Source organism: Mycobacterium tuberculosis H37Rv (assembly GCF_000195955.2).
Taxonomy (GTDB): Bacteria; Actinomycetota; Actinomycetes; order Mycobacteriales; family Mycobacteriaceae; genus Mycobacterium; species Mycobacterium tuberculosis.
The window spans coordinates 1,118,414-1,138,911 of record NC_000962.3 but is presented as its reverse complement, the minus strand read 5'-3'; the positions used below and the strand labels follow the sequence as shown (position 1 = coordinate 1,138,911).

The following is a 20,498-nucleotide window of genomic DNA, read 5'->3' as shown; positions in this document are numbered from 1 at the left end:
CCGCTACTCGTCCTGTAGCCGCGGATCGGCCTCCAGGTGGGTCAGGCCATTCCAGACCAGGTTGACCAGGTGCGCGGCCACCACTTCCTTCTTCGGTTCGCGCGCATCGAGCCACCATTGCGCCGTCATCGACACCGAACCCACCAATGCTTGCGCATACAGCGGTGCCAGGTCCGGGTCCAGGCCGCGCCGGGCGAAGTCTCCAGCCAGAATCGAGCTGACCTGGCTGACGGCGTCGTTGAGCAGGCTGGAATAGGTGCCCGAGCTGATCGAGGCCGGCGAGTCGCGAATCATGATGCGGAAGCCGTCGGTGCGTTCCTCGACGTAGGTCAGCAACGCCAGCGCGACCCGCTCCACCCGCACCCGGGATCGGTTGTTGGTCAGCGACGAGGTGATTCCGTCCAGCAGCGCCGACATCTCCCGATCGACCACCACCGCGTACAGGCCCTCCTTGCCACCGAAATGTTCGTAGACGACCGGCTTGGATACGTTGGCGCGCTGCGCGATCTCTTCGATCGACGTCCCGTCGTAACCGCGTTCGGCAAACAGCGATCGCGCGATGCCGATGAGCTGGTGACGGCGCTCGGTCCCCGTCATCCTGGCGCGCGTCACCCGCGTCGGGTTTTCCGGCGCCTTATCCGGCCCTTTATCCGGTCCGGCCACATCAACAAGGGTATCGGTTTGCGTGGGGCCGGTGGGTAGACGGCGACAGCGTTGACTGTGCTGACGGCGTTGACACCGTCTAAAGTCACATCGATGTGCAATCCGTCGTGGTGTAATCGGCAGCACCTCTGATTTTGGTTCAGATAGTTCAGGTTCGAGTCCTGGCGACGGAGCTTCAAGGAGGGTTGATGACGTTTCCTGGTGACACCGCGGTCCTGGTCCTAGCGGCCGGGCCCGGGACCCGGATGCGTTCGGACACCCCCAAGGTGCTGCACACACTCGCCGGTCGCAGCATGCTGTCGCATGTACTGCATGCGATCGCCAAGCTGGCGCCGCAGCGTCTAATCGTGGTGCTGGGACACGATCACCAGCGCATCGCGCCGCTAGTCGGTGAACTCGCCGACACCCTAGGCCGAACGATCGACGTCGCCCTGCAGGATCGACCGCTAGGGACCGGGCATGCGGTACTCTGCGGGCTGTCCGCGCTGCCCGATGACTACGCCGGCAACGTCGTGGTCACCTCGGGAGATACCCCGCTGCTGGACGCCGACACGCTGGCCGACTTGATCGCCACCCACCGCGCGGTGTCGGCTGCGGTGACGGTGCTGACCACGACGCTGGATGATCCCTTCGGCTACGGCCGCATCCTGCGCACCCAGGATCACGAAGTCATGGCGATCGTGGAGCAAACCGACGCGACACCATCGCAGCGGGAAATCCGCGAAGTCAACGCCGGCGTCTACGCCTTCGACATCGCCGCGCTGCGGTCCGCACTGAGCCGGCTGAGCTCCAACAACGCCCAACAGGAGCTCTACCTCACCGACGTCATCGCCATCTTGCGCTCCGACGGCCAGACCGTACATGCCAGCCACGTCGACGACAGCGCGTTGGTGGCCGGCGTCAACAATCGCGTCCAGCTGGCCGAGCTGGCCTCCGAACTCAACCGGCGGGTGGTGGCCGCTCACCAGCTGGCCGGCGTCACCGTCGTCGACCCGGCTACCACCTGGATCGACGTCGACGTCACCATCGGCCGCGACACCGTCATTCACCCGGGTACCCAGTTGCTGGGCCGCACCCAGATCGGCGGTCGCTGTGTCGTCGGTCCCGACACCACCCTGACCGACGTCGCCGTCGGCGACGGTGCCTCGGTGGTGCGCACCCACGGTTCGTCGTCGTCGATTGGGGATGGCGCCGCGGTCGGGCCCTTCACCTACCTGCGGCCCGGAACCGCGTTGGGCGCCGACGGCAAGCTGGGCGCGTTCGTCGAGGTCAAGAACTCCACCATCGGCACCGGCACCAAGGTGCCGCACCTGACCTACGTCGGCGACGCCGACATCGGCGAGTACAGCAACATCGGCGCCTCCAGCGTGTTCGTCAACTACGACGGTACGTCCAAACGGCGCACCACCGTCGGTTCGCACGTACGGACCGGGTCCGACACCATGTTCGTGGCCCCAGTAACCATCGGCGACGGCGCGTATACCGGGGCCGGCACAGTGGTGCGGGAGGATGTCCCGCCGGGGGCGCTGGCAGTGTCGGCGGGTCCGCAACGCAACATCGAGAACTGGGTGCAGCGCAAACGCCCCGGCAGCCCAGCGGCTCAGGCCTCAAAAAGAGCCTCAGAAATGGCCTGCCAACAGCCCACACAACCACCCGACGCTGATCAGACACCGTGAAGTCGCATCCCGGCTACCCGGCGACAAATCCGGGCGGTGCGCTACGTACCATGGGTAATCCAATTCGATCCCAAACGGCGAGGGCAGCGCGTTGAGCCACGACTGGACCGATAATCGCAAAAACCTGATGCTCTTTGCCGGCCGCGCCCATCCGGAGCTGGCCGAGCAGGTAGCCAAAGAGCTCGACGTCCACGTCACCTCTCAGGACGCGCGGGAGTTCGCCAACGGCGAGATCTTCGTGCGCTTCCACGAATCGGTACGCGGTTGCGACGCCTTCGTCCTGCAATCCTGCCCGGCACCGGTGAACAGGTGGCTGATGGAACAGCTGATCATGATCGACGCGCTCAAACGGGGCAGCGCCAAACGGATCACCGCCGTCATGCCGTTCTATCCGTATGCCCGGCAAGACAAGAAACACCGTGGCCGCGAACCGATCTCCGCGCGACTGATCGCCGACCTGCTCAAGACCGCGGGCGCCGACCGGATCGTGACGGTCGACCTGCACACCGACCAGATCCAGGGTTTCTTCGACGGGCCGGTCGATCATATGCGCGGTCAGAACCTGCTGACCGGTTACATCAGAGACAACTACCCGGACGGCAACATGGTGGTCGTCTCCCCTGACTCCGGCCGGGTACGCATCGCCGAGAAGTGGGCCGACGCATTAGGTGGTGTTCCCCTCGCCTTCATCCACAAGACCCGTGATCCGCGGGTACCCAACCAAGTGGTGTCCAACCGCGTCGTCGGCGACGTGGCCGGGCGCACCTGTGTCCTGATTGACGACATGATCGACACCGGCGGCACCATCGCCGGCGCGGTGGCATTGCTGCACAACGACGGCGCCGGTGACGTGATCATCGCGGCAACCCACGGCGTGCTCTCCGACCCCGCTGCGCAGCGGCTGGCCTCCTGCGGCGCCCGCGAAGTGATCGTCACGAACACGCTCCCGATCGGCGAAGACAAGCGCTTCCCCCAGCTCACCGTTTTGTCCATCGCGCCGCTGCTGGCCAGCACAATCCGGGCGGTCTTCGAAAACGGCTCAGTAACAGGACTTTTCGACGGGGACGCATAGATGGCAGCCGTCATCCTTGAGGGCATCCGGCGGGCTTGGCCGGTCGACGCTGTCCGCAAGATTCTGTGAGACCCTTGGCGGTCGCGGTCGCGGTAGCCACGCTGGCAATGTCAGCGGTCGCTTGCGGACCGAAATCGCCTGACTTCCAGTCGATTTTGTCCACGAGCCCAACCACCAGCGCCGTCTCGACCACGACGGAAGTGCCGGTCCCGCTGTGGAAGTATCTGGAAAGCGTCGGCGTCACCGGAGAGCCGGTGGCACCGAGCAGCCTGACCGACCTGACCGTGTCGATTCCGACACCACCGGGCTGGGCACCGATGAAAAATCCGAACATCACCCCGAACACGGAGATGATCGCCAAGGGCGAAAGCTATCCAACGGCCATGCTCATGGTGTTCAAGCTGCACCGGGACTTCGATATCGCCGAAGCGCTCAAGCATGGCACTGCCGATGCCCGGCTGTCGACGAACTTCACCGAATTGGACTCCTCGACGGCAGACTTCAACGGGTTTCCGTCCTCGATGATTCAGGGCAGTTATGACCTGCACGGCAGGCGACTGCACACCTGGAACCGGATCGTCTTCCCAACCGGCGCACCGCCGGCCAAGCAGCGCTACCTGGTGCAGCTCACCATCACGAGTCTGGCCAACGAGGCCGTCAAGCACGCTTCCGACATCGAGGCGATCATCGCCGGATTCGTCGTCGCGGCAAAGTAATTGTCCGCACGGTTGGGGCACAGCTATCCGAGCAGCTCACAAGGATCGAATTTCCCCAATGCAGTAGCCATGGGTTAGCCTAGCCGGGCGTCACGGCGAGGGTGGTCGGCGGTCTACAGCAGGCCGGCAGAACACCGTTATCGACGGAGGCCGACAAGCTGTCGCGACCCTGGCCGTGCCCCCAAACGAGGTAACCGAGCCACCCAGGAGCGACATATGGCCAAATCCGCAAGCAACCAGCTGCGCGTCACGGTGCGTACCGAGACCGGCAAGGGCGCGTCCCGGCGGGCCCGGCGCGCCGGCAAGATACCCGCTGTGCTGTATGGCCACGGCGCCGAGCCACAGCACCTGGAGCTGCCCGGACACGACTATGCGGCCGTACTGCGGCATTCCGGCACCAACGCGGTGTTGACCCTCGACATCGCCGGTAAGGAACAGCTGGCACTGACCAAGGCACTTCATATCCATCCGATCCGCCGCACCATCCAGCATGCCGACCTACTGGTCGTGCGCCGTGGCGAGAAGGTCGTCGTCGAAGTCAGCGTGGTCGTCGAGGGCCAGGCCGGACCCGACACCCTGGTCACCCAAGAGACCAACAGCATCGAGATCGAGGCCGAGGCGCTGTCGATTCCCGAGCAGTTGACCGTGTCCATCGAAGGTGCCGAACCAGGCACCCAGCTCACCGCCGGGCAGATCGCGCTGCCGGCCGGTGTCAGCCTGATTTCTGACCCTGATCTGTTGGTGGTCAACGTGGTGAAGGCGCCAACCGCCGAGGAGCTGGAGGGCGAAGTCGCAGGAGCCGAGGAAGCCGAGGAAGCCGCGGTAGAAGCCGGCGAAGCCGAGGCCGCTGGCGAGTCCGAGTAGACGGCTTGCGACATGGCCGAGCCGTTGCTCGTGGTCGGCCTCGGCAACCCTGGAGCCAATTACGCCCGTACCCGGCACAACCTCGGGTTCGTGGTCGCCGATCTGCTCGCCGCGCGACTAGGCGCGAAGTTCAAGGCACACAAGCGTTCCGGCGCCGAAGTCGCCACTGGTAGATCAGCCGGGCGCTCCCTGGTTTTGGCCAAGCCGCGCTGCTACATGAACGAGTCCGGCCGCCAGATAGGGCCGCTGGCGAAGTTCTACTCGGTGGCGCCGGCCAACATCATCGTCATCCACGACGACCTTGACCTCGAGTTCGGCCGCATCCGGCTCAAGATCGGCGGCGGCGAAGGCGGCCACAACGGGTTGCGCTCGGTGGTGGCCGCGCTGGGTACCAAAGACTTTCAGCGGGTGCGTATCGGGATCGGCCGCCCGCCCGGCCGCAAGGACCCGGCGGCGTTTGTGTTGGAGAACTTTACCCCGGCCGAGCGCGCCGAGGTCCCCACGATCTGCGAGCAGGCCGCCGATGCCACCGAGCTGCTTATCGAACAGGGCATGGAGCCCGCACAAAACCGCGTCCACGCCTGGTAACGACCCGCGTGAGCAGACGCAAAATCCCCTCGCAACCGGCGTGTCGAGGGGATTTTGCGTCTGCTCGGCGGCCTTAGGTGACCAGGGTGACGGAGTTGGCCCGACGCAGCTTGCCCGACGGCGTCTTCGGAATGGTCCCGGGTCCAAGAACCACGACGTTGCGAGGCCGCACGTCGACCTCGGCAACCACCTCGTGGGCCACTTGATGCTCGATGCGACGAACCTCGGCGGGATCCTCGAAGGCGTTCGACTCGACCGCGACGGCAAAGGATTCGCGCGAATGTCCGGCATCGAGACGCACGGCCACCGCGCAACCCGGACGAACGCCGTCGACGCGGCCGGCCGCCCGCTCGATGTCGGTCGGGTAAATATTGCGCCCGGCCATGATGATGACATCCTTGACGCGGCCACATACCACCACGTGGCCCTCCTCGGTGAGGTAGCCGAGGTCGCCCGTGTCGTACCAGCCATGCTCGTCTTGGGCCGGGATGAAGCCACCCATAGTCAGGTAGCCGGGAGTTAGCGACTCGCCGCGCAGCTCGATGACACCCACGCCGCGGGCGGGCATGACATCGCCCTGTTCGTCGATGATGCGGGCCTCTAGGTCCTGCAGCAGCGGACCTAGCGTGGCCAGCCTGCGGGTATTGCCTTTGGTGGCGGGAACGGCCCGGCGCAGAGCCGCCAGCAGGTCGGCGTCAACCTCGTCCACGACGAGGCCGGCGTTGCACTCCGAGAAGGACACCGCCAGCGTGGTCTCGGCCATGCCGTAGGCCGGCAGGATCGCTGAGGGCCTCAGGCCGAACGGCTTGCCCGCGTCGAGCAGGTCCTCGACGTCGGCGGGTTCGACGGGCTCGGCGCCGGACAGCGCGAAGCGTAGGGTCGACAGATCGAAGTCGCCGGGCTTGGCCTGGCGCCGCAACCGCTTGGCGAGCAGCGCGTAGGCGAAGTTGGGCGCCGCGGTCATGGTGCCCTGGTACTTGTCGATGAGCTTCGCCCACAGCAGCGTGTCGCGCAGGAAGTCCATTGGCGTGACCTTGACCAGCTCCGCACCGAAGAACATCGGGATAGTCAAGAAGCCCACCATGCCCATGTCATGGAAGCAGGGCAACCAGCTGACCATGACGTCCTTGTCGACGTCATACTGGGCGCCGACGAACATTGCCTCGGCGTTGGAGTAGATGTTGCGGTGGGTGATCTGGACGGCTTTAGGGGAGCCGGTAGATCCGGACGTCAGCTGCATCAACGCCAGGTCGTCCTCGCCGACCTCGATGGGGCCGATCGGATCCGACGCCAAAAGGTCAGCGACGGTAAGGACCTGCATGCCTTTCTGCTCAAGGATGGGAATGGCCACGAGGAAGGGCTCGGAGACGATCACGGCCTTGGCCTCGATCATGCCGATGACGGTCATGGTGTCCTCGGCCCACACGGCCAAGTCGGTGCGCGGTGTGGGCTGGTGCAGCATGGTCAGGCTGGCCCCGCGCATCCACAGGGCCTGCGCCGTGGGGGCGATCTCCACCGGGAAGCCGGCCAGCACCCCAACAACGTCACCAAGACCGACACCCGCGGCGGCCAGGCCGCCCGCGATGCAACGAGCACGCTCATGGACCTCGCCCCAGGTGTGGCGGACGGGCATGTGCGGTTCACCTGTGACCATGCCCGTCGTCGCGGTGCGGGCATTGTGGAACATCTTCTCGGTGAACCTGCTCAAGGCAACCTCCTCGGTTCCGGTGCTGTCCCCAAGGTCCGGGTTTTCATGGTCCGCCTACCGGATGCCACATCGCGACAGGCGCGCGCACACAGTTGGGGAGCGGTTGGGTCTCGGTTCGGTGATGAGCCCACGACCCAACACCGCGGATTATCTTAAGCAACTCTTAAGTAGCTGCCAAACTCTGCCGAGGTTTGAGGGCGATGTCACAGCTTGGTCACAGCCTTTGCCGTACTCCCCGCGGTGAACTGCGAGGATTCCCGTGCCGACGGGTTGTCTCGATGGCCGTTGATGCAGCTATCGCCGTGAGCTGGCCGGTAGCGGAGGCTCTCGCCGAGCGGCTCTGTCGCATCATGGTATGGCTTTTGCGCCTGGCTTTGATGCGCGCCACCGACCTCGCGAGGGCGGATGCCTGCGGCCCTACCGCTGGCATGCTGGTGCGCCAGCCGATCGACCCACCGGCCTCGGCACGCGCGGATACCCCTGGCCGCCCGAGGCATGCTCCCAAGAATTCGGTCACACTTCGGTCGGCGCAGACACCACGCGGGCGCCGGGTACCGGCCCGGTGGCGACTCGAACGGTGCGACAAACTCCCGCCCCCGACAGCTGCGCGCCGACATCGATCGCCGAGCTCGCCGAGGTGCACAGGAAGGCACACGTGGGACCCGAACCGGACACGATGCCTGCGAGCGCGCCGGCCTCCACACCGGCGCGTAACGCACGAGCCAGCGCCGGGTCCAGGCTCACCGCGGCCGCTTGCATTTCATTACCCAGCAACGGCGCCAGCTGATCCGGATCACCCGCAGCTAAGGCAGCCAGAACCGGCCCGGGCTCACCAAGCCGGGGCGGATCCCCCACCTCCCTGAGCCGGTCGAGCTCGTTGTACACCGCGGAGGTGAGCAACCCGCTGTCGGCGAACGCCAGGACCCAGTGGAAGGTGTTGCGGGATAACACGGTGGCCAACTCCTCGCCGCGACCCGTCCCCAGCGCGGTACCACCATGCAGGGCAAACGGCACATCGCTGCCTAGCCGCGCGGCGAGCATGCGCAGGTCGCGGCGGGGCACATTGAGTTCCCACAACGAGTTCATCGCAACCAGGACCGCCGCAGCGTCCGCGCTGCCACCGGCCATGCCGCCGGCGACCGGAATGGATTTGTCGATCATGATCGAGACGTCCGGCGCCCGGCCCACGTGTTCGGCCATCAGCTCGGCCGCCTGCCAGGCGAGATTGCGTTCGTCGGTCGGCAGCTGGTCGGCCCCCTCGCCGACCAACTCGAGCGAGAGCACATCAGCGTTACGAACGGTTACCTCGTCGACCAGCGAGACGGCATGAAATACCGTGGTCAGCTCGTGATAGCCGTCCTCGCGGCGATCGCCGACCGCCAGATAGAGGTTGACCTTTCCGGGCACCCGAACGGTGACCGACCCGGTGGGCACCCACAATTCAGCGGTGTTGCCGTCAGATGCGGACACCGCAGCAGACTATCGCTGTGACGCGCCGACCACACGCGGCGGCGCCCCGTCAGCTCGCCGACGCGTGCCCCGAAATGTCCGGCGCCCTGGCGTCCCGGCCGGTGCTGGTGGCCTCGTCGGAGCCGCCGGACCGTCGCAGCAGCCGCACGAAGTCGTCGATGGACAGCGTCTCACCGCGACGGGCGGGGTCGATGCTGGCCGCCAACAATCGATTCGCCGACTCGCTTCCCGAGCCCGCCCACTGCACAAACGCGTTGCGAGAAGTCTTGCGCCGCTGCGCGAATGCGATGTCCACGAGTTCGAATACCCGCCGTCGAAAAGCGTCGTCGGTGGGCCAGGGCGAGGTCTCATATCGATCGATGCGTACCAGCCCGGAATAGACACGCGGAATGGGCCAGAAAACGGTCGGCGACACCATGCCGCAGCGGCGAACCCGCCCGAAGAAGCGCAGCTTAACGCTGGGCACGCCGTACTCTTTGCTGCCCGGCTCGGCGGCGAGCCGTTCGGCGACCTCGGCCTGCACCATCACCGTCACGACACGGATCGACGGGAACTCGACAAGCAGATGCAACAACGCCGGTACCGCTACGTTGTACGGCAGATTGGCAACCACCGCGGTCGGCGCCGCGGCTAGATCCTCCCGGCGCAGGGCCAGGACGTCGCGATTGACCACCGTTAGTCGGTGAACCTCGCTGTGCGAGTGCTCCGCCACGGTCTGTTGCAGCCGAGAAGCCAGTAGTGGATCGATCTCGACCGCGGTGACGGTCGCGCCGCGGTCGAGCAGTGCCAGGGTCAGCGATCCCAGGCCCGGCCCGACCTCCAAAACCAGGTCGGAACGGCTGACCCCGGAGGCGGCAACCACCCGTCGCACCGTGTTGGCGTCGTGCACGAAGTTCTGTCCGAGAGATTTGCGCGGCCGAAAGTCGAGCTCTTTGGCCAGCCGCCTGATCTCAGTGCGCCCGAGCAGCCGGATGGTCAGCGCGCACCCGCTCGTGCAGCACATACCGGCCAGGCGCCCCAACCTTGACGCAGTCGGGTCACCTCGGCAACGGCGATCTGCTCTTCGCGGGTGGCGAGGTCAGCGCGGGGTGCATACCGCAGCCCGCCGTTGGCCTCCCAGGTGCCCTGGTCAAACTGCACACCACCGTAATACCCGTTGCCGGTGTTGATCGCCCAGTTGCCACCGGCCTCACAGCCGGCGATCGCGTCCCAGATGCTTCCGTCGATCACCGGGGGCACCTCGGTACCGGGCTTGGTGCCCACCCGCACCACGGCTTCGTGGGCCGGGGTCACCACGACGTTGGCGACGGGCAAACGGCCGGTCTCGACGCCGTTGACCTCAGCTACCGCGAACGTCACATCCTGGGTCCCCGGAACCCCCGGGTCTTCGACGACCTCCCGGCTCATGTTCATCTCCGGGTCCTCGACACGACGCGCGTTCGGCGGCAGCGGCAGCCGCTCGGTGACCTTCTTGATCCGATTGCGGGTCACCTGGATCTGCATGCCTTCGACGATCGGGGCCGTCGCGGCGGGCACCACGTGGTCGCTTTGCAACAGCGGCACGCCGGCCGCACTCAGCAGCCCCGCGACATTGGGGGCCGGCAAGTGCACCGTGCGCACCAACCCGCCGTCGTTGAGCTGCACCGTCTTGGCGCTGACGACCGGTAGCGCCATCCCGGACAGCGGGACGCGGCTGGCGCGAGAAGCCGCGGCCGGCGCCGTGTCGGTCATCGCGAGTTGGGCCAGCGCCTCGTCCACCGTCGACGCGGTCGTCCACACCTGCTTAGCGTCGTGACCATCCAGCGAGATCTGCAGCGGACGGCTACGCCGCAGCACGATGGTGTCGGCGTCATGGACCTGCACGCCGGCCGCGGGATACAGGTCGTCGCGGTCGTCGACTGAGAACCCGTTCTCTTCGACGATGTCGATCACCCGCGATTTCATCGTGGTCACCCGCATCGCGGTTCCGTCGACGGTCAACGTCACCGTTTTGCATGCGGCGACCGCATAGCCACCGGCGAACGCCAACACCAGCAGCAGCGCACCGACTACCAGGCGCAACATCGGTGATTGGGTCTGATGAAGTTTGGTAAGTAGAGTCAACGCGCTATATCCCCGACCTCGGCAACACTCAACCACCTACACAGCGAACAAAAAGCAAAATGGGCCCTCCGAAACCTAGAGGCCCCACCCGTTCGATCACAAGACGGTAACGAACCGGCCAATGTTGAGCAACTCCGGCGCGCGGGTGTTATGGGCCGCTCGGCGCGCTCATTGGCGCATCCACCCTAGCCCATAAGCTCGGCGAGCGTTGCTTGTGGTGATGAGCGCCACCTCTTCGGGGCGCCGATTGACCAGTTCAGCCAGCGCCCGCACGGTATAGGGCAGGCAGTACGGTTCGTTCGCCAAGCCCCGGTGGGGATGCGGGGTCAAATACGGTGCATCGGTTTCCACCAAAAGCTGCTCCACCGGCATCAGCGGGACGGCTTCCCGTAGTTCACGGGCGGTACGGAAGCTCACCGTCCCGGACAGGCTGAGCAGCCACCCGGCGTCCACACACGTGCGGGCCATCGCCGCGTCCGACGAGAAGCAGTGCAAGATCACGGTGTCCGGCGCGCCCTCGGCCCGCAGCACGTCCAGCACGTCGCGGTCGGCCTGACGATTGTGGATCATCAGCGGTTTACCGGTCCGCTTGGCCAGATCGATATGCCAGGCAAAGGCCTCCCGCTGGACGTGCGGCTCCGCACACCCGTCCAGGCGACCCGGCCAGTACATGTCGATTCCGGTCTCACCGACGGCCACCACCCTGGGGTGGGCAACCAATCGCTCGAGCTCGGCACGGGCAGCGTCGGTGAGCGCATCGGCGCGGGTCGGGTGCAACGCCACCGCGGCATAGACTCGCCGATCCCATTCGGCCGCGCGGGTGACCCAGCGCGCGGACTCCAGGTCGTCGGCGACGGTGACCACCGCGGTCACGCCGGCCGCGGCGGCTCGCTCGACGAGCGACCGCACCGTATCGGCGTCTCGTGCACCGCACGCGTCGAGATGGGTGTGGGCGTCGACCAACGGCGCCAGGGGTTCCGGAGCGGGCGGTGGATCTCGTCTGGCTGGGCGGTCGGAGCTCACCCGCACACAATAGGGTGGTGTCGAAATGAAGCCCTATTACGTCACCACCGCGATCGCATATCCCAACGCTGCACCCCACGTAGGTCACGCCTACGAATACATCGCCACCGACGCGATCGCCCGGTTCAAACGGCTGGATCGCTATGACGTGCGCTTCCTGACCGGGACCGACGAGCATGGCCTGAAGGTCGCACAAGCCGCCGCGGCAGCGGGCGTGCCCACCGCGGCGCTTGCCCGGCGCAATTCCGACGTGTTTCAGCGCATGCAGGAGGCGCTGAACATCTCCTTCGACCGATTCATCCGCACTACCGATGCCGACCACCACGAGGCGTCCAAGGAACTCTGGCGACGGATGTCGGCGGCCGGCGACATCTATCTGGACAACTATTCCGGGTGGTACTCGGTGCGCGACGAGCGGTTCTTCGTCGAATCGGAGACCCAACTTGTCGACGGCACGCGCCTGACGGTAGAGACCGGCACGCCGGTGACCTGGACCGAGGAGCAGACCTACTTCTTCCGGCTGTCGGCCTATACCGACAAGCTGCTGGCCCACTATCACGCCAACCCCGACTTCATCGCGCCGGAGACGCGGCGCAACGAAGTGATCAGCTTCGTCTCCGGCGGCCTGGACGACCTGTCGATCTCGCGCACCTCGTTTGACTGGGGTGTGCAGGTGCCCGAGCACCCCGACCACGTCATGTACGTCTGGGTCGACGCGCTGACCAATTACCTGACCGGGGCGGGCTTCCCGGATACCGACTCGGAGTTGTTCCGCCGCTACTGGCCCGCCGATTTGCACATGATCGGCAAGGACATCATCAGGTTTCATGCCGTCTATTGGCCGGCGTTTTTGATGTCAGCCGGAATCGAGTTGCCGCGAAGGATCTTCGCGCACGGGTTCTTGCACAACCGCGGCGAGAAGATGAGTAAATCGGTGGGCAACATCGTCGACCCGGTTGCCCTGGCGGAAGCGCTCGGGGTGGACCAGGTCCGCTACTTCCTGTTGCGGGAGGTCCCGTTCGGCCAGGACGGCAGTTACAGCGACGAGGCCATCGTCACTCGGATCAACACCGATCTGGCCAACGAGCTCGGCAACTTGGCCCAACGCTCGTTGTCGATGGTGGCCAAAAACCTTGACGGCAGGGTGCCCAACCCGGGTGAGTTCGCCGACGCCGACGCCGCGCTGCTTGCGACCGCCGATGGCTTGTTGGAGCGAGTGCGCGGTCACTTCGACGCACAGGCGATGCACCTGGCGCTGGAGGCGATCTGGCTGATGCTCGGCGACGCGAACAAGTACTTTTCGGTGCAGCAGCCGTGGGTACTGCGCAAGAGCGAGTCCGAAGCCGATCAGGCCCGGTTCCGCACCACGCTCTACGTCACCTGCGAGGTAGTCCGCATCGCGGCACTGCTGATCCAGCCGGTGATGCCGGAGTCGGCCGGCAAAATTTTGGACCTGCTCGGCCAGGCCCCAAACCAGCGGTCGTTCGCCGCCGTAGGTGTTCGGCTGACCCCCGGCACAGCGCTGCCGCCGCCCACCGGGGTATTTCCCCGCTACCAGCCGCCGCAACCACCCGAAGGCAAGTGAGCGGACCGCAGCGACGGGAAAGCCACCTACGAAGCGTTGACCGCGGTCTGCGCGTCGCGTGGGATGTCGAGCGTGGCGACGGGATAAAACCCGGAATCGTCGCGGCCGTCGCGGGACAACAGCATGGGCGGATAGTTCACCACATGGGAGCCGTTCGGTTTGTGCTGTTGCCAGTCGATCGCGGCCCGCAGCGTGTAGTGGCCCGCGGGCAAGCCGGACAGATCAACGCGAACCGTCTCGGCGACCGACGCCGGTGTCGGCTGGTCGCTGCTGCGATCGCCGCGCTGGTCGGAGACCAGCGTCTTCAGGTCCACCGCTGCCGGCAGCGTCCGAACCACCTGTCCGGTGGAATCCACCAGCCGGTAGCCGGGCACCCACTTTTCGGTGGCGGCAGCAGCGCCGTAGTTGGTCCAGGTGACCGAGATCGTCGCGACCTTGCCCGCTAGCGCTTGCGACCCCGGCTGCGCTTCGACCGAGTACCGATAGCCTGCGGCGGCGTTAGCTTGCGCCCACACCAGGTACAACGCGGGGTCCATCGGCGAGGTCGCCGTCTGGTCGGGGAAGTTAACGCTCGACGTCATCGACACGTGATACCTGATGACGTCGCGCAGGCCCTTCTCGTAGTAAGCCCGCGGCGAACTGCCGGTCGGCAACTCGCACCACTCGGTGATCACCGGCGCCGTTGCCAGCCGCTGCCGCAGCGCGGCGACCACCGGGTCTTTGGTCTGCACATAGTGCGAAGTGCTGGACTCGGCCCAGGCCGGCAACGGCGCGTCGACGCCCAGGCAATCCGAGCGGACACCCACCGGCGCGGCAAGCTTGTTGGTGACCTCGTCGGCGAACAGTTCTCGCACGATTTCCGGATTAGCGGGACTGGTCACCAGTTGGGTATGCGGGAAGGCGCTGACGTTCGCCGCGATTAGCTGTTTGATGGACGCGGTGGTGATGTTCTGATCACGGAACTGGCTGTAATAGCCCAGGGTCGCCACGCTTTCATCCGGGCCCGGACCCGGCGCACCGAGCGTGTCGCGCAGGTATGCGACGTGATTTTCGCTGAAGTCCCCGTACCCGGAGAACTCGAACACGCTGAGGCGCTCGTCACCGTCGTAGCGGCGACCAAGCGCGGCGAGCAACTGCGCAAAATCGTTAAGATAGGTCGAATCGTTGAAATTCGGCACCACCTGCACCACCCCGGTCGAGGGATCGGTCGCCGGCCCTGGATAACTGGTGTTGGTGCTGGCGATAGCGCGCTCCCAGTCGGGAATCGCGATGTTAGTGCCGTCCGGATAGGAAGCCTTGCAGCACGAGCTGTAGGCGTACACCCGCAGCGTCAGCCGCATGCCGCGGTCGGCGAGCCTGGTCAACGCGTTGTCGATCACGCTGAAGTCGTACTTGCGGTCGTCCGGAGCATCCGGGGGCAGAGTGCGCGGATCCGTAGGCTGCAGCTGCCGCCAGGAGACTCGCAAACTCGCGTCGTAGGACGCGGGCCAAGGCGGATAGCGTTGCTGCGCGGGGTTCCCCTGCGGAAACAGCGGTTCCATGAGGTCTTCGTACTGACCGCGCAACGGGTTGGGTATCTCCTGCGCCGTCGACGGTATGGCCGGACTTCCCATTGCGTTCAGTGGACCGCGGTGGCTCGCGCTGCTGCTGCAACCGTTGAGCGGCCCACCGAGCACCAGCGCTAAGCACACGACAACGCCGAGCGTGCTTTTCCTACTTCTTAAAACCATCGCTACTTCAAGATCACACCGAGCGTCAACGTCTCGCGGTCAGCGAGAAACGGCATTGGCATTGGCTGCTCGCACAGCAACACCCCCCGGGACGGAGACCGGAGCCGGTCACGGATTGAACTTAGCGTGGGAGCTTAGCACGCGGACGAAATCCCCACGCAGCCACTTGCGCTGCGAAAATCCACAGTTCTGTCAAGCTAGAACGGTGCGAATCGACCGACTCGGCGATCTTGGCGGAGCGCCTGCGGTGCTGCGGGCGGTCGGCCGCGCCACCAGTCGACTCGACTTGCCACCACCGGCGGCGCTGACCGGCGAATGGTTCGGTGCGCTGGCGGTGATCGCACCGAGTGTGTCTATACAACCGGTCAGCGGCGACGACGTGTTCTCGGGCCCGCCGGGCACCGGCGGGCCCGATGCCACCGGGGCGGTGGGCGGCGGCTGGGTCGGCTACCTGTCCTACCCGGACGCCGGCGCCGACGGGCGACCCCACCGGATCCCCGAGGCCGCCGGCGGCTGGACCGATTGCGTGCTGCGCCGCGACCGCGACGGCCAGTGGTGGTATGAGAGCCTGTCCGGTGCGCCGATAGCGGACTGGCTGGCCAGCGCGTTGGCGACCACTCGGGCATCGGTCGCCAGACCGGCACCGGCATGCCGGATCGACTGGGAACCGGCCGACCGGGCAGCGCACCGCGACGGGGTACTGGCGTGTCTGGAAGCTATCGGCGCGGGCGAGGTCTATCAAGCGTGCGTGTGCACCCAATTCGCCGGGACGGTCACCGGATCCCCGCTGGACTTCTTCATCGACGGGTTCGGTCGTACCGCTCCGTCCCGGTCCGCCTTTGTCGCCGGACCGTGGGGAGCCGTCGCATCGCTATCCCCGGAGCTATTCCTGCGCCGCCGCGGGTCCGTGGTGACATCGAGCCCGATCAAGGGCACGCTGCCGCTGGACGCCCCGCCGTCGGCGCTGCGGGCATCGGCCAAAGAGGTGGCCGAGAACATCATGATCGTGGATCTGGTCCGCAACGACCTCGGCCGGGTAGCGGTTACCGGTACCGTGACGGTGCCCGAGCTGTTGGTGGTGCGACCAGCGCCGGGAGTGTGGCACCTGGTGTCCACGGTGTCGGCGCGGGTTCCGCTCGAGGAACCGATGTCAGCGCTGCTCGACGCCGCCTTCCCGCCGGCCTCGGTCACCGGCACACCTAAACTGCGGGCTCGCCAATTGATTTCACAATGGGAGCGATATCGCCGCGGGATATATTGCGGCACAGTCGGTTTGGCGTCACCGGTCGCCGGATGCGAGCTCAACGTCGCAATCCGCACCGTCGAATTCGATACCGCAGGCAACGCCGTGCTGGGCGTTGGCGGCGGGATCACCGCCGACTCCGATCCGGACGCCGAATGGGCGGAGTGCCTGCACAAAGCCGCTCCCATCGTCGGGCTGCCGGCCGCCACGCGCACCACCCCGGCTCGGTTAGCCAGCAAAGTGCGGTAGCCCAGCGGGCGGCGGAAATTGGCATAACGCCCACATGGTGTGCCGGGTGCGCCTAAGCTCGGGCCATCGACGCGTGTCTATCTCGTGTCGAGTTCGAGAGGGGTTTGTAATGAGACTCGCGATCGTGGGCACCGCGGCTGCTGCCGCGATAGGGGGAACGCTGGCGGTGGCACCGTTGACGTTGTCCACCCCGGAGCGGGTCGCGGGCGGCACCTGCAGCGCCGGCCAGCAGTGCGATCGGCTGGCTGCGGTCCTGATGCCCGACACCGCGACACCATCGGGGCCGGCCGCAGCGGAGCACGCGGTGCCGGCGCCGTTCGAGCCGGTCGCCGACACGATCGCGCCGGGATTGGTTCCGCGGCCGGGTGTACCGGCGGCTGCCGCCGTGCCCAGGGTGGGCCCGCCAGCCGTTCCCGGCCTACCCAACATTCCCGGTGCGGCCGGCCCGGCCCTGCCTCCCCCACCGGCCCTGCCGAACCTGGCCGCGCCGAGCGTACCTGGCGTCGGCATCCCGGGCATCGGCATCCCGGGCATCGGCATCCCGGGCATCGGCATCCCCGGCGTACCCGACCCAATCACCGGGGTGAACACCGCTGCCGCGGTCGTGAACGGTGTCCTGGGTGTGGGAGGCACGGCGGCGGGGGTGGTGACCGCGAGCGCGGTGGCCGTCACCTATCTCGTGCTTGCGGTTAACGCGCTGGAGTCTTCCGGCATCCTGCCGACGGCCCGCGGAACAGCCAGCACGGTGGCCTCCCTGCTGCTGCCCGGGGCGCAATCGGCGGCGGCCGCTCTGCCGGCTGTGGGGCTGCCCGCCCTGCCGGGCGTGACGCCGGCGAGTCTGCTCGCGATGGCGGCGGCCGCCGGCCTGCCAGGCGTGGGTTTTCCGAGTCTGCCAGGTGTGTCGCCGACCGACCTGATGGCGATGGCGGCCGCGGCCGGTCTGCCGACGAGTTTGCCGGGTCTGGCGGGGATGTCGCCGGCGGAGCTGACGGCGCTGGTGGCAGGTGGTCTGCCGATGCTGGCGGCCGCTGGTCTGCCGGCTGGTCTGGCGGGGGTGGATCCGGCGACGCTGGCTGCGGCGCTGCCGGCGCTGGCGGCAGGTGGTCTACCGCCGGGCCTCCCGGCGCTGCCAGGCGTGGATCCTGCGGCGCTGGCTGCGGCGCTGCCGGCGCTGGCGGCCGGCCTGCCGGCACTGCCAGCGGGTCTGCCGCCGTTACCGGCCGTGCCCGCATTGCCGGCACCTCCCCCACTGCCGGGACCGCCTCCGCTGCCGGCGCTCCCGTCGCGTCTGTGCACACCCGGATTCGGTCCCATCGGGGTGTGTATCCCCTAACCTGACCGACTACGGCTGCGCTGGCCCGCCGGTTTCCCGCCGTGATTGCAGCACCGCGTCGTAAAGCTGGCGGGTGCGCACCCCCGGATGTGCCGCCGCTACCTCGCTGCAGGCGTCCTTGACACGAATACCCGCCGCGACGAACTCCTCCACTTGGGCTATCAGCGACGACAGTTCGGCGTGGGGGGCGGCGCCCGCCACCACCACGGTGATCTCGCCGAGCACACCACCGGCCGCCCAGATCGCCAACTCGTCAAGCGATCCGCGCACCACTTCCTCATGCACCTTGGTCAGCTCCCGGCAGATCGCCGCCGGACGGGCACCACCGAGCTGCTCGACGGCATCGTTAAGGCACGCAGCCAACCGGCGCGGGGATTCGAAGAAAACACAGGTGCGCCGCTCCTCGGCCAGTTCGGCCAGCCAGGCCCGGCGCGCCGCACCCTTGCGCGGGGCGAAACCCTCGAAGCAGAACTTCTCCGCCGGCAGACCGGACATCACCAGCGCGGTGGTCACCGCGGACGGCCCGGGTAAACACGTCACCGAAACCCCCGCGTCGATGCACGCCGCGACCAGCCGATAGCCGGGATCGCTGATCACCGGGGTCCCGGCGTCACTGACCACCAGCACCGTCGCACCGTTATTGATCGCGTCGAGAAGGGCCGTCACGCGCAACGCCTCCACCCGGTCGAACAGGCTGACCACCCGTCCACCAATCCGGATGTCAAGAGCCTTGGCCAATTTCCGCACCCGCCGGGTGTCCTCGGCCGCCACCACATCGGCGGTGGCCAACGCGGCCGCCAGGCGTGGTGACGCATCCGACGGCTGGCCCAGCGGGGTGGCGCCGAGCAACAGGCGACCAGAGGACATGACGGACAGCCTACGATCGACACCGATGACCGCCCGGCCCCCAGAATCCTGTGTCCTGGCCAAGGACCGCCCCGAGGAGCCTGTGGTACCCGTCGTCAGCCCCGGCCCGCTGGTGCCGGTCGCGGATTTCGGGCCCCTGGACCGGTTACGCGGCTGGATCGTGACCGGCCTGATCACGCTGCTGGCCACGGTGACCCGGTTCCTGAACCTGGGCTCGCTGACCGATGCCGGCACCCCCATCTTCGACGAGAAGCATTACGCACCCCAGGCCTGGCAGGTGCTGAACAACCATGGGGTGGAAGACAACCCCGGGTACGGCCTGGTGGTTCACCCGCCGGTCGGTAAGCAGCTGATCGCGATCGGGGAGGCCATCTTCGGTTACAACGGATTCGGCTGGCGGTTCACCGGCGCCCTGCTGGGTGTGGTCCTGGTGGCGCTGGTGGTGCGGATCGTGCGGCGGATCAGCCGGTCGACATTGGTCGGCGCCATCGCCGGGGTGCTGCTGATCTGCGACGGGGTCAGCTTCGTCACCGCGCGGACCGCGCTGCTGGACGGCTTCCTGACGTTCTTCGTCGTCGCGGCGTTCGGCGCGCTCATCGTCGACCGCGATCAGGTTCGCGAACGGATGCACATCGCTCTGCTGGCCGGCCGCAGCGCCGCCACCGTGTGGGGACCGCGGGTGGGTGTGCGCTGGTGGCGGTTCGGCGCCGGGGTGCTGCTGGGATTGGCTTGCGCCACCAAGTGGTCCGGCGTGTACTTCGTGCTGTTCTTCGGCGCGATGGCGCTGGCGTTCGACGTGGCGGCGCGACGTCAGTACCAAGTGCAAAGACCGTGGCTGGGGACAGTGCGGCGTGACGTGCTTCCCAGCGGGTATGCGCTGGGGTTGATCCCGTTCGCGGTCTATCTGGCCACCTACGCTCCGTGGTTCGCGTCCGAGACCGCGATCGATCGGCATGCGGTCGGTCAAGCGGTCGGTCGCAACTCGGTTGTTCCGCTGCCCGACGCCGTGCGCTCGCTCTGGCACTACACCGCCAAAGCGTTCCACTTCCACGCGGGCCTGACGAATTCCGCAGGCAACTACCACCCTTGGGAATCCAAACCGTGGACCTGGCCCATGTCGTTGCGGCCGGTGCTGTACGCCATCGACCAGCAAGACGTTGCAGGCTGCGGCGCACAGTCGTGCGTCAAGGCCGAGATGCTGGTCGGCACGCCCGCGATGTGGTGGCTGGCGGTGCCAGTCCTGGCATACGCGGGGTGGCGTATGTTTGTGCGCCGGGACTGGCGTTATGCGGTGGTCCTGGTCGGCTACTGCGCCGGTTGGCTGCCGTGGTTCGCCGACATCGACCGGCAGATGTACTTCTTCTACGCAGCGACCATGGCGCCATTTCTGGTGATGGGCATTTCGCTGGTTCTCGGCGATATCCTCTATCACCCCGGTCAGGGCTCCGAACGACGCACACTGGGGCTGATCGTCGTCTGCTGCTACGTGGCCCTCGTGGTGACGAACTTTGCGTGGCTGTATCCGGTGCTCACCGGTCTGCCAATCTCACAACAGACCTGGAACCTGGAGATCTGGCTGCCCAGCTGGCGGTGATCTGCGGCGCCGCC

The 20,498-nt window shown here is 66.8% G+C and carries 18 protein-coding genes and 1 tRNA gene; 10 read left to right on the top strand and 9 right to left on the bottom strand.

The window, feature by feature from the left end:
- Nucleotides 1-3 precede the first annotated feature (3 nt).
- The gene (locus tag Rv1019; RefSeq protein ID NP_215535.1) at nt 4-597 is read right to left on the bottom strand and encodes a transcriptional regulator; all 594 of its coding nucleotides are present in this window, start codon (nt 595-597) and stop codon (nt 4-6) included.
- Nucleotides 598-764: 167 nt separating this feature from the next.
- Between Rv1019 and glnT the strand changes: the two genes are divergently transcribed.
- The 6 genes from glnT (at nt 765) to pth (ending at nt 5,579) form a co-directional block, all read left to right on the top strand.
- Nucleotides 765-836: transfer RNA gene (gene glnT / locus Rvnt16), tRNA-Gln, on the top strand.
- Between the two features lie 15 nt (nt 837-851).
- Nucleotides 852-2,339, top strand: coding sequence for a bifunctional UDP-N-acetylglucosamine pyrophosphorylase/glucosamine-1-phosphate N-acetyltransferase (gene glmU, locus Rv1018c; protein NP_215534.1), 1,488 nt, complete (start codon nt 852-854; stop codon nt 2,337-2,339).
- 91 nt (nt 2,340-2,430) lie between these two features.
- Nucleotides 2,431-3,411, top strand: coding sequence for a ribose-phosphate pyrophosphokinase (gene prsA / locus Rv1017c; RefSeq protein NP_215533.1), 981 nt, complete (start codon nt 2,431-2,433; stop codon nt 3,409-3,411).
- Between the two features lie 35 nt (nt 3,412-3,446).
- Nucleotides 3,447-4,127 carry a lipoprotein LpqT gene (gene lpqT, locus Rv1016c; RefSeq protein NP_215532.1) on the top strand — a complete coding sequence of 227 codons (681 nt, stop codon included), beginning with the start codon at nt 3,447-3,449 and terminating at the stop codon, nt 4,125-4,127.
- Nucleotides 4,128-4,343: 216 nt separating this feature from the next.
- Complete coding sequence (gene rplY, locus Rv1015c; RefSeq protein NP_215531.1) at nt 4,344-4,991, top strand: 50S ribosomal protein L25/general stress protein Ctc; 648 nt, start codon at nt 4,344-4,346, stop codon at nt 4,989-4,991.
- A 12-nt stretch (nt 4,992-5,003) separates the two neighbouring features.
- Nucleotides 5,004-5,579, top strand: a complete 576-nt coding sequence (pth, locus tag Rv1014c; protein NP_215530.1) for a peptidyl-tRNA hydrolase — start codon at nt 5,004-5,006, stop codon at nt 5,577-5,579.
- Nucleotides 5,580-5,652: 73 nt separating this feature from the next.
- Here pth and pks16 read toward each other — a convergent pair whose 3' ends face one another.
- The 6 genes from pks16 to tatD form a co-directional block, all read right to left on the bottom strand.
- Nucleotides 5,653-7,287, bottom strand: a complete 1,635-nt coding sequence (gene pks16, locus Rv1013) for a polyketide synthase (RefSeq protein ID NP_215529.1) — start codon at nt 7,285-7,287, stop codon at nt 5,653-5,655.
- Between the two features lie 203 nt (nt 7,288-7,490).
- On the bottom strand, nt 7,491-7,784 hold the full coding sequence (locus Rv1012) for a hypothetical protein (protein ID NP_215528.1): 294 nt from the start codon (nt 7,782-7,784) through the stop codon (nt 7,491-7,493).
- Nucleotides 7,785-7,800: 16 nt separating this feature from the next.
- Nucleotides 7,801-8,721: a 4-diphosphocytidyl-2C-methyl-D-erythritol kinase gene (ispE, locus tag Rv1011; RefSeq protein ID NP_215527.1), complete on the bottom strand. Its 921-nt coding sequence runs from the start codon at nt 8,719-8,721 to the stop codon at nt 7,801-7,803.
- Between the two features lie 85 nt (nt 8,722-8,806).
- Nucleotides 8,807-9,760: an rRNA small subunit methyltransferase A gene (ksgA, locus tag Rv1010; protein ID NP_215526.1), complete on the bottom strand. Its 954-nt coding sequence runs from the start codon at nt 9,758-9,760 to the stop codon at nt 8,807-8,809.
- Nucleotides 9,733-10,821 carry a resuscitation-promoting factor RpfB gene (gene rpfB, locus Rv1009; RefSeq protein NP_215525.1) on the bottom strand — a complete coding sequence of 363 codons (1,089 nt, stop codon included), beginning with the start codon at nt 10,819-10,821 and terminating at the stop codon, nt 9,733-9,735. Before rpfB ends, ksgA begins: the two co-directional genes overlap by 28 nt.
- A gap of 207 nt (nt 10,822-11,028) precedes the next feature.
- Nucleotides 11,029-11,823 carry a deoxyribonuclease TatD gene (tatD, locus tag Rv1008; protein NP_215524.1) on the bottom strand — a complete coding sequence of 265 codons (795 nt, stop codon included), beginning with the start codon at nt 11,821-11,823 and terminating at the stop codon, nt 11,029-11,031.
- Nucleotides 11,824-11,908: 85 nt separating this feature from the next.
- Between tatD and metS the strand changes: the two genes are divergently transcribed.
- Nucleotides 11,909-13,468 (top strand): methionine--tRNA ligase, encoded by a 1,560-nt coding sequence (gene metS, locus Rv1007c; RefSeq protein NP_215523.1) that lies wholly within the window; start codon nt 11,909-11,911, stop codon nt 13,466-13,468.
- A gap of 26 nt (nt 13,469-13,494) precedes the next feature.
- Here the strand turns inward: metS and Rv1006 are convergent, their stop codons facing one another.
- Nucleotides 13,495-15,198, bottom strand: a complete 1,704-nt coding sequence (locus tag Rv1006) for a hypothetical protein (RefSeq protein NP_215522.1) — start codon at nt 15,196-15,198, stop codon at nt 13,495-13,497.
- 115 nt (nt 15,199-15,313) lie between these two features.
- Between Rv1006 and Rv1005c the strand changes: the two genes are divergently transcribed.
- Together Rv1005c and Rv1004c are read left to right on the top strand one after the other, a co-directional pair.
- The gene (locus Rv1005c; RefSeq protein ID NP_215521.1) at nt 15,314-16,690 is read left to right on the top strand and encodes a para-aminobenzoate synthase component I; all 1,377 of its coding nucleotides are present in this window, start codon (nt 15,314-15,316) and stop codon (nt 16,688-16,690) included.
- Between the two features lie 73 nt (nt 16,691-16,763).
- Entirely contained in the window at nt 16,764-18,023 is a 1,260-nt protein-coding gene (locus Rv1004c) for a membrane protein (protein ID NP_215520.1), read from the top strand.
- 9 nt (nt 18,024-18,032) lie between these two features.
- Here Rv1004c and Rv1003 read toward each other — a convergent pair whose 3' ends face one another.
- Complete coding sequence (locus tag Rv1003) at nt 18,033-18,890, bottom strand: rRNA small subunit methyltransferase I (RefSeq protein NP_215519.1); 858 nt, start codon at nt 18,888-18,890, stop codon at nt 18,033-18,035.
- 82 nt (nt 18,891-18,972) lie between these two features.
- Here Rv1003 and Rv1002c point away from each other — a divergent pair, with 82 nt between their 5' ends.
- A complete protein-coding gene (locus Rv1002c) occupies nt 18,973-20,484 on the top strand; it encodes a dolichyl-phosphate-mannose--protein mannosyltransferase (protein ID NP_215518.1) in 1,512 nt (503 codons plus the stop codon).
- Nucleotides 20,485-20,498 lie beyond the last annotated feature (14 nt).

Coding starts and splice junctions, on each gene's coding strand:
- rplY (NP_215531.1), top strand. CDS start 4,344: ATGGCCAAATCCGCAAGCAACCAGCTGCGCGTCACGGTGCGTACCGAG.
- Rv1012 (NP_215528.1), bottom strand. CDS start 7,784: ATGCCTCGGGCGGCCAGGGGTATCCGCGCGTGCCGAGGCCGGTGGGTC.
- Rv1006 (NP_215522.1), bottom strand. CDS start 15,198: ATGGTTTTAAGAAGTAGGAAAAGCACGCTCGGCGTTGTCGTGTGCTTA.
- metS (NP_215523.1), top strand. CDS start 11,909: ATGAAGCCCTATTACGTCACCACCGCGATCGCATATCCCAACGCTGCA.
- Rv1019 (NP_215535.1), bottom strand. CDS start 597: ATGACGGGGACCGAGCGCCGTCACCAGCTCATCGGCATCGCGCGATCG.
- rpfB (NP_215525.1), bottom strand. CDS start 10,821: ATGTTGCGCCTGGTAGTCGGTGCGCTGCTGCTGGTGTTGGCGTTCGCC.
- Rv1003 (NP_215519.1), bottom strand. CDS start 18,890: ATGTCCTCTGGTCGCCTGTTGCTCGGCGCCACCCCGCTGGGCCAGCCG.
- ksgA (NP_215526.1), bottom strand. CDS start 9,760: ATGTGCTGCACGAGCGGGTGCGCGCTGACCATCCGGCTGCTCGGGCGC.
- glmU (NP_215534.1), top strand. CDS start 852: ATGACGTTTCCTGGTGACACCGCGGTCCTGGTCCTAGCGGCCGGGCCC.
- pth (NP_215530.1), top strand. CDS start 5,004: ATGGCCGAGCCGTTGCTCGTGGTCGGCCTCGGCAACCCTGGAGCCAAT.